At 69.4% G+C, this 13,307-nt stretch carries 11 protein-coding genes; 3 read left to right on the forward strand and 8 right to left on the reverse strand.

Annotated features, from left to right (window positions below):
• Positions 1 to 3: 3 nt before the first annotated feature.
• The 3 genes from AC1Z3W_RS22460 to AC1Z3W_RS22470 form a co-directional block, all read right to left on the reverse strand.
• On the reverse strand, positions 4 to 951 hold the full coding sequence (locus tag AC1Z3W_RS22460; protein ID WP_175826966.1) for a LysR family transcriptional regulator: 948 nt from the start codon (positions 949 to 951) through the stop codon (positions 4 to 6).
• 354 nt (positions 952 to 1,305) lie between these two features.
• Positions 1,306 to 1,944 (reverse strand): 2-hydroxychromene-2-carboxylate isomerase, encoded by a 639-nt coding sequence (locus AC1Z3W_RS22465; protein WP_057926147.1) that lies wholly within the window; start codon positions 1,942 to 1,944, stop codon positions 1,306 to 1,308.
• 93 nt (positions 1,945 to 2,037) lie between these two features.
• Positions 2,038 to 3,483, reverse strand: a complete 1,446-nt coding sequence (locus tag AC1Z3W_RS22470; protein ID WP_057926146.1) for a TAXI family TRAP transporter solute-binding subunit — start codon at positions 3,481 to 3,483, stop codon at positions 2,038 to 2,040.
• A gap of 452 nt (positions 3,484 to 3,935) precedes the next feature.
• On the opposite strand from AC1Z3W_RS22470, the gene AC1Z3W_RS22475 reads away from it, so the two are divergent.
• Both AC1Z3W_RS22475 and AC1Z3W_RS22480 read left to right on the forward strand, forming a co-directional pair.
• A complete protein-coding gene (locus AC1Z3W_RS22475; RefSeq protein ID WP_124835124.1) occupies positions 3,936 to 4,301 on the forward strand; it encodes a BON domain-containing protein in 366 nt (121 codons plus the stop codon).
• Positions 4,302 to 4,541: 240 nt separating this feature from the next.
• Positions 4,542 to 6,632 (forward strand): D-(-)-3-hydroxybutyrate oligomer hydrolase, encoded by a 2,091-nt coding sequence (locus AC1Z3W_RS22480; protein WP_124835123.1) that lies wholly within the window; start codon positions 4,542 to 4,544, stop codon positions 6,630 to 6,632.
• Positions 6,633 to 6,838: 206 nt separating this feature from the next.
• Here AC1Z3W_RS22480 and AC1Z3W_RS22485 read toward each other — a convergent pair whose 3' ends face one another.
• The 5 genes from AC1Z3W_RS22485 to AC1Z3W_RS22505 form a co-directional block, all read right to left on the reverse strand.
• Positions 6,839 to 7,627 (reverse strand): sulfite exporter TauE/SafE family protein, encoded by a 789-nt coding sequence (locus tag AC1Z3W_RS22485; protein WP_057926143.1) that lies wholly within the window; start codon positions 7,625 to 7,627, stop codon positions 6,839 to 6,841.
• 239 nt (positions 7,628 to 7,866) lie between these two features.
• Positions 7,867 to 9,306 (reverse strand): DHA2 family efflux MFS transporter permease subunit, encoded by a 1,440-nt coding sequence (locus AC1Z3W_RS22490; protein WP_124835122.1) that lies wholly within the window; start codon positions 9,304 to 9,306, stop codon positions 7,867 to 7,869.
• Between the two features lie 104 nt (positions 9,307 to 9,410).
• Positions 9,411 to 10,145 (reverse strand): DsbA family oxidoreductase, encoded by a 735-nt coding sequence (locus tag AC1Z3W_RS22495; protein ID WP_057926141.1) that lies wholly within the window; start codon positions 10,143 to 10,145, stop codon positions 9,411 to 9,413.
• Positions 10,146 to 10,344: 199 nt separating this feature from the next.
• Positions 10,345 to 11,139 (reverse strand): helix-turn-helix transcriptional regulator, encoded by a 795-nt coding sequence (locus AC1Z3W_RS22500; protein ID WP_057926140.1) that lies wholly within the window; start codon positions 11,137 to 11,139, stop codon positions 10,345 to 10,347.
• A complete protein-coding gene (locus AC1Z3W_RS22505; protein ID WP_057926139.1) occupies positions 11,136 to 12,098 on the reverse strand; it encodes an ornithine cyclodeaminase family protein in 963 nt (320 codons plus the stop codon). The genes AC1Z3W_RS22500 and AC1Z3W_RS22505 overlap by 4 nt, the downstream gene beginning before the upstream one ends.
• A gap of 381 nt (positions 12,099 to 12,479) precedes the next feature.
• On the opposite strand from AC1Z3W_RS22505, the gene AC1Z3W_RS22510 reads away from it, so the two are divergent.
• Positions 12,480 to 13,259, forward strand: coding sequence for an ABC transporter substrate-binding protein (locus AC1Z3W_RS22510; protein ID WP_057926138.1), 780 nt, complete (start codon positions 12,480 to 12,482; stop codon positions 13,257 to 13,259).
• The last annotated feature ends 48 nt before the right edge of the window (positions 13,260 to 13,307 follow it).

The following is a 13,307-nucleotide window of genomic DNA, read 5'->3' on the forward strand; positions in this document are numbered from 1 at the left end:
GGGTCAGCGCTTGCGACCGCGCGCGGCCGTCAGCTCGTCGGATACGCTCTGCATCAGTGCGCACAGCCACGCGATGTCGGTCGGGCGATCGGGCTGCGGGTGCGTGAGCAGGTAGCTCTTGATGCGCGGGAACGGCACGGGCGGCGTGACGACGACGAGCGGCAGCAACTGCGCGTAGTGCGTCGCGAAGCGGCGCGTCGTCGTGAAGATCAGGTCCGACTGCAGCAGCACCTGCGGCACGATCCCGAAGTAAGGCAGCGTCGTCACGATCCGCCGCGTGAGGCGCGCGCGTGCGAGGCCGATCTCGATCGCGTTGCGCTTGTCGCCGGTGTACGGCGTCGGCGCGACGTGCGCGGCCGATGCATAGGCTTCGCGCGTGAGCGGTTCGCGTGCGAGCGGATGCGCATCGCGCATCAGGCACACGATCGTGTCGGAGAACAGGTCCTGACGCGCGAAGTACGGGTCGGGCTTCGGCCAGTTGCCGATCACGAGATCGAGTGCGCCCGATTCGAGCGCCTCCGCGTGATCGAGCGCGGGATTCAGCGAGTCGATTTCCAGATGCGCATGCGGCGCCGCGTCGCGAAAGCGCTCGATCAGCGTCGGCATGAAGAAATCGTTCAGGTAGTCGGGTGCGGCGACGCGGAACGTGCGCCGCGCGGACGACGGGTCGAAGTCGCCGTGCGGCGTCGCGATGAAGTCGACCTCGCGCAGCGCGCGCGACGCGGCGCCGAGCAGCGACGCGCCATATTCGGTCGGCACCATCCCCGACTTGCCGCGCACGAGAATCGGGTCGTTCAGCGTCTCGCGCAGCTTGCGCAACGCGGTGCTGATCGCGGGCTGCGTCTGGTTCAGCCGCAGTGCGGTCTGCGTGACGCTGCGCTCGAGCAGCAGCGTGCGCAATACGCGCACGAGCCAGATATCGAGCGAGGCGGTACGGTCGTCGTCTTCCATCGATGGAGGGGGATTCGAGCGAAGCTTAGGGTCTGTTTACGTATGGAACGTGCATGCGTTGCCACGAGAACGGCCGCTCGCGAGGCGTGCGACGCCGCGAATACTGACGTATTCGCAAGGAGCACAACGCGGCGAGCGGCCGTTCTCGTGGCAACCCCAAATTAAAAAAATTATGTCACGGGAATGCCCGAAATCGCCCGCATGGCGGCGTCGCTCGTTGCTTGTTTGGCATGGCCAAACGGCGCTCCTCACTTCTTGCCCTGCGAGCGATTTCGGGCATTCGCATGCACGTTCCATACGTAAACAGACCCTAACCTTACCGCAGCCGCGCGATGCCGTGCGTGATACCGGCCATCACGCGCGTCCCTTCGGCAGCGTGCTGATCCGCTTGACCTCGCGCGACTCGAGCCAGTTCGGCGTGCGCGCGCAGTACAGCACCATCGGCAGCGCATCCTCGCCCCAGAACAGCTGCTGGTTCATCCAGAAGGTCGGGACGCCGAACACACCGAGCGCGATCGCGTCGTCGGTGTTGCGGCGCAGCTGCGCGCTCGTTTCCTCGAACTCGATCAGCTCGTCGCCGTGCCCGACGCCGACGCGTTCGCACAGCGCGGCGAACCCGTCCGGCGTCGACGGATCGTTGCCGTCGTGCCAGATGAAGCGGAAAATTTCCAGCACGGTCGCGATGTCGGCGCGCAGCGCGATCGCGAGGCGCAGTACCTTGTCGGAATCGAACGGATGCGCGGGCGGCATCTTGAAGCGGATGCCGAGCTGTTCGGCGCGAAACAGCGCGTGGCGGTACGTGAACACGCGCTTGGCCGGCACGTCGGCGCTCGAGCGTTGTCCCCAGTGGCGCTGCAGGTCGAGCAGCGACACGGCAACGGGTTCGAACGGCACGTCCGGCCATTTGTCGAGCTGCTCGAGCAACAGGTAGGAGAACGGCGACACGAAGTCGTAGAACCAGGCGGGTTGGGCGGTGTCGAGGCCGGTTGTCATGGCGATCTCCAGAGGGTGGGGCGTGCGCGCCTGGCGGCGGCCTTCATGTTACGCGGTGGCGCGCGGATGCAGCAATGATCGCGGATCGGCCGCTCACACGGAACCGGGAGTCGCCCGGGGTGGCTCGCCGGCCGGCGGCGGCGTCGCGCCGGTGCGTGCCGCCGCGGGGGTGCCGGCGCCCGGCGTGCCCGTTGCGGCGTCGTGGTCGTGCGCGGTGAGCCGCTCGCGCACGAAGCCGATGTGCTCGCGCAGCACGTAGAACTGTCCCGCGTACGCGAGCGGCATCTTCATCCGGTTCACGGCTTCCTCGATGTCGTCGAGCTCGTCGAGCAACCGGACGCGCTCCTCGGCCGTGTGCTCGCCGAGCGCACGGCGCTCGAGCGCGATCAGCGCGCCGTACCAGCGATAGATGCGCGAACGCACGCGCCAGCCGTACAGCGACGGCACGAGCCGCAGCCCGGGGATCAGCACGACGATCAGCGGCACCACGACCACGAGCAGCCGGTCGACGAGACTGGCGACCCAGAACGGCAGCCGCCGGTACAGGAAGGTCTTGCCCGACTTGTAGTAGCGCGCCGCGTCGTCCGACAGCGGGAAGCCGCGCGTGACGGCCGACGGGAATTCGCCCGCGTGCTGAAGGATCGTCGCGTGGCCGTGCACTTCGCGTGCGGCCTCGATCAGCAGGTCCGACAGCGCGGGGTGCAGCGTGTCGCGCGCGACCAGCTCGATCGTCGGCGCGACCGTGTGGATGTCGGCGGGCGGCAGGTTGCGGCCGAGATCGTAGACGCCCATCGGCAGCGTGATCGCAGTCAGGTACGGAAAGCGCCGCGCGTATGCCTCGGCCTGCGTGAACGAGTACACGTGCACGCCGGGCGCGCGGAACAGCTTCGCCATCACCGGGATCTGGGTCGAGTCGCCGGACAGGAATGCGGCGTCGATCTTGCCGTCGAGCAGTGCCGTTGCCGCGTCCTCGCCCGCGGTCGGCAGCAGCTCGGTCGAGCCGCCCGGCACGATGCCGTTCATCTTCAGCAGCGCCAGGCTCAGTTCGCGGGCACCGCTGCCTTCCGCACCAAGCGCGAGCCGCTTGCCCTTGAAGTCGGACAGGCGCGCGACGACCGGGCCGCGGTACATGATCGCGAGCGGCACGTAGCCGATGCTGCCGAGCGATACCAGGTGCTCGTCGCGCTCCTTCGGGCCGATGCCGCTCTGCACGAAGCCGACGTCGACCGGTGCGTTCGGGTTGGACAGCCGCGCAAGGTTCTGCGCCGATCCTTCGGACGACTCGACGTCGAGCGTGACGCCGTTCTTCGCGAGGATCGCCTTGTATTTCTGCGCGGCGTTCCAGTACGTGCTGCCGGGCGGCCCGGACGAAATCACGAGCGTGGACGGCGGCGCGGGCTGGATCAGCTTGACCGCGAGCCAGACCGCTGCGACCGCGAGCAGCACGGTGGGGCCGATCGACAGCGCGAGGTCGCGCCACGACACCGCGACGAAGCGGGCGAGGATGCGGCGGGGCGGGCGAGGGCGGGCTGGCTTCATGGCGGCGGATGACACGGGTGTGACGCATCGATGACGACCGTCACGGACGACACACGCGATGCACGTTCTGGCGGCGATGGTACCCGGTTTCGCCGCGCGTGCGCGAGTCGGTCGCCGTGGCGCGGCCGCGGATCCGGGCGAGCGCGCCGTCAGACGGCGGGCGGCCGCGCGTCAAAAGCTTTGCGCTTCGGCGGGCGCTGGATTACATTGTGCGACGCAGCCGCGCCCGATTCGCGCGCGACCCGGCACGCAATGAGACCGGGCGCGTCCGGCCGGCGGCTGTCCGGCCCGGCTGGCCCGCATTCGCGCGCGCCGGCCGCCGGCCCGTGTCGCCTCTCTCGCATCGCCGTGGAAATCATCGGCCGTCCCGCCCGTTCGCGCGCGGGCCGGCTGCCTTTGGGGGGTATCCGGCCGTACTGTGCACGGCCGTTCCGAAGTCACAAGGAGTTAGCATGAAGTCGATCGTGTTGAGAGCGTTGGGTGTTGCGGCCGTAGCCGCCTGTTTGTCGGGCAGCGTATACGCGCAGTCGAGCGATGCGGCGGCAACCGAAGCGCCGGCCGCGGCGGCGAGCTCGCCGAAGGCCGCGGCCAAGACCGCGAAGAAGGCGAACCGCAAGCTCGGCTACGCGGTGCGCAAGGCAATTACGAAGGCGGGCGGCGTCAACGTGGCGAACCTCGTCGTGCGTTCGAAGGGCGGGGCGATCACGCTGGAGGGCACGGTGCCCGACCAGGCACAGATCGACAAGGCCGAAGAAGCAGCGAAGGGTGTGACCGGCGTGACGTCCGTCACGAACAAGCTGACGGTCCAGCAGCAGTGATGCCGGGCGGCGGCGCGTGAGCGCCGCTCGCGCCCGCTTTCAGGCGGGCCCCGGCGTGCCGGGGCCCGTTTGCGCTGTAGCGTGCCCCCGGGATCTGTCGCTTCGCGACAGGCTCCAGGGGGCATCCCCAAGGGGACTTCCTTCGGGGCGGAAAACCAGGGGCGGCCCCGCGTTTTCTTCAGAGGCCGCAAGCCGCGCACGAAGAGGCGGCGGATCGATAACGATATCGAGAGGGCGGCAATGACGACGAACGGGTGGGGTAGTCGGATTCTTGTCGGCGCGGCGCTGGCCGCGCTCACGTTGCTCGGCGCCTGCAACGGCGACGATTCGGGCGAACGCAACCGGTTGCCCGGTTTCGTTTCCGGCAGCGTGCGCACGACCGCCTATGACGGTTCGAGCGACGACCTGCTGACGGCCGGCCTCGGCAAGACGGGCCTCGCCGTCGCCACCGCGCCCGCGTTCGCGGATCCGTCCCGGCCGACGAGTGCCGAGTTGCGCCGGGTCGCGATCTGGTCGAACTACCGCGCGCTCGTCGACATGAGCGCGAACGGCGGCTACGGCCGCTTCTGGGGGCCGAACGTCGACCTCGACGGCAACGACACGCTCGGCGAAGGCAAGATCCCCGGCACCGAATATCTCGCGTACTCCGACGACGGCAGCGGCCGCAAGAACGTGACGCTGCTCGTGCAGGTGCCGGCCAGCTTCGATCCGGCGCAGCCGTGCATCGTCACCGCGACGTCGTCGGGTTCGCGCGGCGTGTACGGCGCGATTTCGGCGGCCGGCGAGTGGGGCCTCAAGCGTGGCTGCGCGGTCGCGTACAACGACAAGGGCGGCGGCAACGGCGCGCACGAGCTCGGCTCCGACACGATCACGCTGATCGACGGCACGCTCGCCAACGCGGTGCTCGCCGGCAATGCCAGTCTCTTTACCGCGAACGTGACGAGCGGCGACCTGGCCGCGTTCAACGGCAGCTTCCCGAACCGCTACGCGTTCAAGCACGCGCATTCGCAGCAGAATCCCGAGCAGGACTGGGGGCACGCGACGCTGCAGTCGGTCGAATTCGCGTACTGGGCGCTCAACGAACAGTTCGGACCGCTGCTCGACAGCTCGCATCACGGCGTGCGCTACCACCCGGGCGACATCACGACGATCGCCGCGTCCGTCAGCAACGGCGGCGGCGCGGCGCTCGCGGCGGCCGAGCAGGACACGCGCCGCTGGATCACGGCGGTCGTGGTCGGCGAGCCGCAGGTCAACGTGCGGATGGCGCCGAACGCCGTCGTGCGCGAGGGCGGCCAGCCGGTGCCGTCGTTCGGCCGGCCGCTGGCCGACTACGCGACGCTCGCGAACCTGCTGCAGCCGTGCGCGGCCGCGTCGGCATCGCTCGCGGGCGAGCCGTACCTGAGCGCGCTGCCGCTCGCCACCACGCAGTCGATCCGCGCGCAGCGCTGCGCGACGCTCGCGGCGGCGGGGCTCGTGTCGGGTGCCGATACGCAGAGCCAGGCCGCCGATGCGCTCGCGCAACTGCATGCGGCCGGCTATCTCGCCGATTCCGACCTGCTGCACGCGTCGATGTGGGATTCGCAGGCGATTCCGGCGATCGCGGTCACCTATGCGAATGCGTACACGCGCTCGCGCGTGACCGACAACCTGTGCAATTTCAGCTTCGCGACCACCAATGCGGCAACCGGCGCGGTCGCGCCGCCCGCCGCATCGCCGATGCCGGCCGTGTTCGGGCTTGGCAACGGCGTGCCGCCGACGGCCGGCGTCAATCTGGTGTTCAACACCGGCGCGGGCGTCGATCACCGGCTCGCGACGCCCGACGCGAGCTTCGCGGGCGCGTTGTGCCTGCGCCAGCTGTGGACCAACGGGTTGCTCGACATGCCGGCGAACGTCGAGGCCGTGCGCGTGAACGCGAACCTGCAGGGCAAGCCTGCGATCATCGTGCAGGGCCGCAGCGACGCGCTCGTGCCGGTGAACCACGCATCGCGCGCGTACGTCGCGCAGAACAGCATCAGCGAAGGCGGCCGCAGCCAGCTCGTGTTCTACGAGGTGACGAACGGGCAGCACTTCGACGCGTTCCTGCCCGTCGCGGGCTTCGACACGCGCTTCGTGCCGGTCCATTACTACAACCTGCAGGCGCTGAACCTGATGTGGCGCCATCTGAAGAGCGGTGCCGCGCTGCCGCCGTCGCAGGTGATCCGCACGGTGCCGCGTGGTGGCACGCCGGGCGCCGCCCCCGCGCTGACCGGCGCAAACCTGCCGCCGATCTCGGCGTCGCCCGGTGCGAACGCGATTGCGGCCGGCGCCGGCGCGATCGACGTGCCGCTCTGACGGCGTACATGGTGCAGGCCCGCAGCTACGCGGACTACACGCTGTATGGACGACAGCCCGATCGGCGCAGGCCGGTCGGGCTGTTTTTTCAGGGTGTTCGGGGCGGCGAACTGCCGGCGTGCGGTACGCGGACGATGGCGGCGGAGCTGGGCTGGGTTGGGCCGGAGCTAGGGCGAGGGCAGGTGGCGTGAGCGGCGCGACCGGGCTTACGCGAGCACGAGCCGTACGCCGACCGCGACGAGCGTCGCGGCGAGCAGGTTGCGCAGCAGGCGCTCGGGCGCGCGCGCCGACAGCAGGCTGCCGAGCACGATGCCGGGTAGCGAACCGAGCAGCAGCGACAGCAGCATCGACCAGTCGACCGAGCCGAGCAGCCAGTGGCCCATGCCCGCGACGAGCGTGAGCGGCACCGCGTGCGCGATGTCGGAGCCGACGATGCGGCTGGTCGCGAGCGTCGGATACAGCAGCAGGAGCACGGTCACGCCGATTGCGCCGGCGCCGACCGACGTCATCGACACGAGCACGCCGAGCACGGCGCCGGTCAGCACGGTCGACCACAGCGTGCGAGCGGGGCTCGGTGCAAGCGGGTTGCGCGCGGCGAGCGCGGTGAGTTGCGGCCGGAAGATCAGCGCGAGCGACGTGAGCAGCAGCGCGACGCCGAGCACCAGCTGGATCATCCGCGCGGTGCCGGGCGAATTCATCCCGTGCGTGTGCAGCACCCACAACGTGACGGCCGCGGCCGGGACGCTGCCGGCTGCGAGCCGGCAGGTGATGCGCCAGTCGATCGACCCTTTCAGTCCGTGGACGAGCGTGCCGGTGGCCTTGGTCGCGGCCGCGTACAGCAGGTCGGTGCCGACCGCCGTCGCGGGGTGGACGCCGAACAGCAGCACGAGGATCGGCGTCATCAGCGAACCGCCGCCGACGCCCGTCAGGCCGACGAGAATGCCGACGAACAGGCCGGACAGGGAGTACAGCAGATCGATATGGGGAAGCGACATCGGAAGCAGGCGGTTATGCGGCGTTCGGCGGCGGCGCGCAGGTCAAAGTCTGCCATTGTCGCAAAAGTGGCGCGTCGGTGTACGACTACGTTAAAAATCGGCCGGGACGGCTTGCCGGACGGGGGTGTTCGCGGCGGGTGAAACAGTCGTTTGAACGGGCGCCGGGCCCGGCGGGGCGGCGCGCCGGATCGGCGCGGAAAAGGGGGCCGGCACGCGCCCCGGTTCAGGCCGGACGGCCGTCAGTGCATCGCGGGGCCGACGTCCGAAACGGCGTCCTGGCGGCGGATGCGCAGCGCGAGACCGAGCAACCCGGCCGCGGCCGCGAATGCCGCGCCGACCGCGAACGCGGCGTGATAGCCGCCGTTCAGTGCATCGAGCGGCGTCGCGCGGGCGGCCGCGAGCGCGTCGGTGCGCGCGGCCGCGAGGCTTGCGAGCACGGCGAGACCGAGTGCGCCGCCCATCATGAACGCGGTGTTGACGATGCCCGACGCGAGCCCCGAATCGGCCGGATCGACGTCGCTCATCGCGGCGAGCAGCACCGGGTTGAACGCGACACCCGCGCCGATGCCGAGCAGCGTCATGCCGGGCAGCACGTGCCAGACGAAGCTGCCGTCCGCCGGCGCGCGCGAAAACAGCGCGAGGCCGCATGCGGCGATCAGCAGGCCGGCCGCGATCGGGCCGCGGATCCCGAAGCGCATCACGATCCGCGCCGACAGCCCGAGCGAGAACGCCGCCATGATCAGGTTCGCCGGCAGGAACGCGAGCCCGACCTGCAGCGGCCCGTAGCCAAGCACGCGCTGCATGTAGAGCGCGGACAGGAAGAACCACGCGAACATCGCGGCCGCCCACAGCACGCCGATCACGTTCGCGAGCGCGACGTTGCGCGCGGCGAACAGCGTGAGCGGCATCAGCGGATGCGCGACGCGCGCCTCGATCGCGACGAACAGCGCGAGCAGCACGGCGGCCGCGCCGATCAGCACGACCGTCTGCGTCGACAGCCAGCCGGCCTCGTTGCCGCCGACGATCCCGTAGACCGCGAGCATCAGCGACGCGGTCACGGTGATCGCGCCCGCGACATCGAGCCGCGCGGCGCCGGCCGGCGCGCGCATGCGCGGCAGCAGCGCGACGCACATCGCGTAGACGGCGATGCCGATCGGCAGGTTGACGAGGAAGATCCAGTGCCAGGACAGCGTGCTCGTCAGGAGCCCGCCGAGCAGCACGCCGATGCTGCCGCCGCCCGCGCAGACGAAGCCGTAGACGCCCATCGCGCGCGCCCGTTCGCCCGGTTCGGTAAAGAGATTCATGATCAGCGACAGCGACACGGCCGACACGATTGCGCCGCCGAAGCCCTGCACCGCGCGCGCGGCGATCAGCATCGCCTGCGCTTGCGCGAGGCCGCAGGCGAGCGACGCGAGCGTGAACACGACGAGGCCCGCGAGGAACATGCTCCGCTGGCCGTACAGGTCGCCGAGGCGGCCGCCGAGCAGCAGGCAACCGCCGAACGTGAGCAGGTATGCGTTGACGACCCATACAAGGGCCGTCTCGGTGAAATGTAGGTCGGTGCTGATCGACGGCAGCGCAACGTTCACGATCGTGCTGTCGAGCACGATCATCAGCACGCCGAGGCAGAGGACGATCAGCGCGTACCAGCGCCTTTCGCCGTGAATCCCGTGGGTCATGGGCCTGCAGCCTTCCGATAGCCTTTGAAAGGTTGCATTGTAGACATCGTTCGCGCGTGCTTCCTGTCGGTTTGTGGCAGGAGCGACGCGTAGCGGCGGCGCGTTTAGCCGCGCGGCGGCAGTTCGCAGCCGTCGGGGCCGCACGCGGCTGCGTCGTCGCCGGCGAATTCGACGATCGCGCCGTCGCGCCACGCCTGCTCGAGTGCCTGCGCGAACACGTCGGCCGGCTGCGCGCCCGACACCGCGTAGCGGCCGCCGAACACGAACAGTGGCACGCCGCGTCCGCCGATCTGCGCGGCACGCGCAATGTCGGCCTCGACTTCGTCGCGATATGCGCCGCTGCGCAGCACGGCTTCGACGGCCGAGCGCTCGAGCCCCGCTTCGACCGCGAAATCGATCAGCGCCGCGTGGTCGAACAGCGAGCCGTGCTCGCAGAAATACGCGCGGTACAGGCGTTCGGTCAGCGCATGCGCACGGCCGGTCGCTTCCGCGAGTTTCACGAGCCGGTGACCGTCGAGCGTGTCGCCGACGAATGTGCCGGGCAGGTCGTAGCGGAGCCCGACGCTCGCGGCCGCGTCGGTCACCTGGCGCAGCATCTGGTCGACCTGAGCGGACGACATCCGGTACTTGCCGGCGAGCATCGCCTCGACCGGCTCGACCGGTTGACCCGGCATCAGCCGGTACGCGCGCAGCGCGACGTCGACGTGCTCGGCATGCGCGAACGCGGCGAGCGCCTCGTCGAAGCGGCGCTTGCCGATCCAGCACCACGGGCAGATCAGGTCGGACCAGATTTCGACGGTCAGGGTCGGGCGGGCAGTCGGGGCAGGGGTGGTCGTCATGGGCGGTCCGGGGCGGCAAATAAATGTAACCGGGACTATATCATTTTGTGCTTCGACGCTTCGTCATGGTCGTTCCCGTGCGGAACGGGCCGGCCTTCGACGTATCACGAAGCATAGACACGGACGCCGCGTACCGGTAGCGATTGCCGATGCCGACGACAGCGGCATGTCCGGCGCCCCCGCCCCTGGAGCGCGCCGCCTACGCGTCGCCCTGCGTTTCCTTCAGATGTTTCAGATGCTTGTAGACGGTCGCGCGCCCCATCCCGAGCACGTTCGCGACATAGTTCGCGGCGCTCTTGCCGCGGAACGCGCCTTCCGCATGCAGCGCCTCGACGAGTTCGCGCCGATGCTCGCGCGTGAGGCCGTTCAGGCCGACCTGCCGTTCGCGCAGCCAGCCGTGCAGGAACGTGTTGATGCGCTCCTGCCAGTCGTCGCGGAACAGCTCGTCGGGTTGCGCGACGATGCCCGCGCCCTTGATGAACACATCGAGCGTCGCGCGGACGTCGTCGAACACCGCGATGTTGAAGTTGATGCACATCATCCCGGCCGGGCGGCCTTCGTCGTCGAACAGCACGTTGCTCACGCAGCGCATCCGCCGGCCGTCCCAGTTCAGCTTCTCGTAGGGGCCGATCACGCGCTCGCGCGCCGAATGATCGATTTCCTCGAGCGCCGAGTCGTCACCGACCTCGCGCTTCGACAGGTTGTTCGCGAGGTACAGCACGGTCTGGTCGTGCAGGTCGTGGATCACGACTTCCGCGTACGGGAAGAACAGCGCCGCGATGCCGTCGGCGATCGGTGCATAGCGGGTGAGCAGCAGGTCTTTGACGGGGGATTGCTTCTTGCGCATCGGAATCGCCATCTCGGGTGAGCGGGGGCCGGGCAGCGCGTCGGCGCGGCGCGCCGGCGTACCGTTGACCGGCCCGTCCGTGCGCCCGCGCGCTGCCGCCGCGGCGGTTGCGCCATTGTATCGGCCCCGCGTGCGCGTGCTGCTCATGCGCGCGTCAGATGCGTGTACAGCGCGTGCGCGATCGCGATGTCCTCGAGGCCGAGGCCGATCGAGCGGAAGAACGCATGCCGCGTGCGCGACGGCGCCGCGCAGGTCCCGGCGACGAGCGCGGGCAGGTCGCCGACGATCCGCTCGGGCGTCCAGCCGTGCCCGGCCGCCGCGATCTGCATCTCGCCCGCGCTCGCGGGCGTCGTGTGGCGGTAGTCGCAGTACACGTCCATGTCGGGCAGCCACGCGGGCGGGATTTCGTGCGCGCGCGCGACGTTGGTGCTGATCGATGTGACGAGCGCGGGGCGGGTGAGCATGCCGTCGGCGAGCACCGGCGTGCCCGACGACGTACACAGCATCACGACGTCCGCATCGCGCACGCACGCCTCGACACTGGCGGCCGGGCGCGCGCGCGGGTCGATCTGCGCGAGCGTCGCCTGCAGTGCCGGGTCGCCGGCGAGCGCGGGCGAATGGACGCTGATCGACGCCCAGTCGCGCAGTGCCGCGGTGTGGCGCAGATGTGCGAGGCCGACCGCGCCCGTGCCGATCACGGCGAGCCGGCGCGCGTCGCGCGGCGCGAGGCAGTCGACCGCGAGCGCCGTCGTGCCGGCCGTGCGCTCGACCGTCAGCAGCCCTGCGTCGCACCACATCAGCGGCTGGCCGGTGCGCATCGACATCAGCGCGGTCCACGCGGTGACGATCGGCTTGCCGCCCGTCACGACGTACGGCGACAGCTTCGCGCCGAACACCTGCTCGTCGGCGAGCGCGCCGAGATACGTGATGAAATCGCCGGCCTGTTCGGGGAACAGCGTGAGGGTTTGCGGCGGCTGCACCGCGCGGGCCGACGCAAGCGACGCGAACATGCGACGCAGCGCGCCGAGCACGTCGAGCGACGGCAGTGCCGCGCGCACCGCGGCTTCGTCGACGGTCAGCGGCGGGGTCGGGGCGGGTTGCGTCATGGGACTTCTCCGGTCGGGGCCGGACAGGACTGTCTCGAAAGAGGGCGTCCGGCGGTGTTAATAATGGACTAAAAGTCTAATATAGACAAATAAACTCGGGTAGATTTTTCTTTTCGTGACTCGATCACGTCGCCTGTAGCAGAAAAAACATCGACAAATCAAAGGTGTTTGGCGCGATCGACAGAATTCCGGCAGGGGGCGACCGCGCTACGATTATCGTATCCCCTATAGTCTATAGTAGACTAAGAGTCTATATTTCGCGTGCAGACACAGCGTGTCGCCGCATGGCGGCCGGCTGCATCGCATGCCGATCCGGCGCCCGGCAACGGCGTCGCACGACCGGTCTTCATCGCCTCAATCCGGAATCGAAGGACATCCGTCATGAACTGGAAGCTTTCCCTCTGCGCCGTCGCGGCGCTTGCGTGCGCGGCCGTCACGGCCCACGCGGAACAGACCACGCTGCGCTTCGGGATCGAAGCCGCCTATCCGCCGTTCGAGAGCAAGACGCCGGCCGGCCAGTTGCAGGGCTTCGACGTCGACGTCGGCAATGCGGTCTGCGCGAAGCTGAACATGAAATGCGTGTGGGTCGAGAATGCGTTCGACGGGCTGATCCCGGCGCTGCAGGCGCGCAAGTTCGACGCGATCAATTCGGCGATGAACATCACCGCGAAGCGCAAGCAGAGCATCGACTTCACGCCGGCCATCTACGTGGTGCCGATCGTGATGGTCGCGCACCGCGGCTCGCCGCTGCGGCCCGATGCCGCGAGCCTGCGCGGCAAGCACGTGGGCGTGCTGCAGGGCTCGTCGCAGGAGGATTTCCTGAAGGCGCACTGGGCGAATGCGGGCGTGGACGTCGTGTCGTATCAGGACCAGGACCAGATCTACGCGGATCTCGTCGCCGGTCGTCTCGACGCGGCCGTGCAGGAAGCGCAGACCGCTCAGGACGGTTTCCTCGACAAGCCGGCCGGCCGCGACTACCAGATCGTCGGCGAGCCGCTGAAGGATCCCGCGACGCTCGGCGAAGGCACCGGCTTCGGGATGCGCAAGGGCGACAAGGCGCTGCAGGCGAAGATCGTCGGCGCGCTCGACGCGCTGAAGAAGGACGGCACGCTGAGCGCGCTGTCGCAGAAGTACTTCAAGCGCGACATCGTCGCGAAGTAAGCCTGGCCGCGCGCCGGCCGCGGTGCCGGCGCGCGTCGCACCGAATCT

Source organism: Burkholderia sp. 10_S31 (assembly GCF_056930375.1).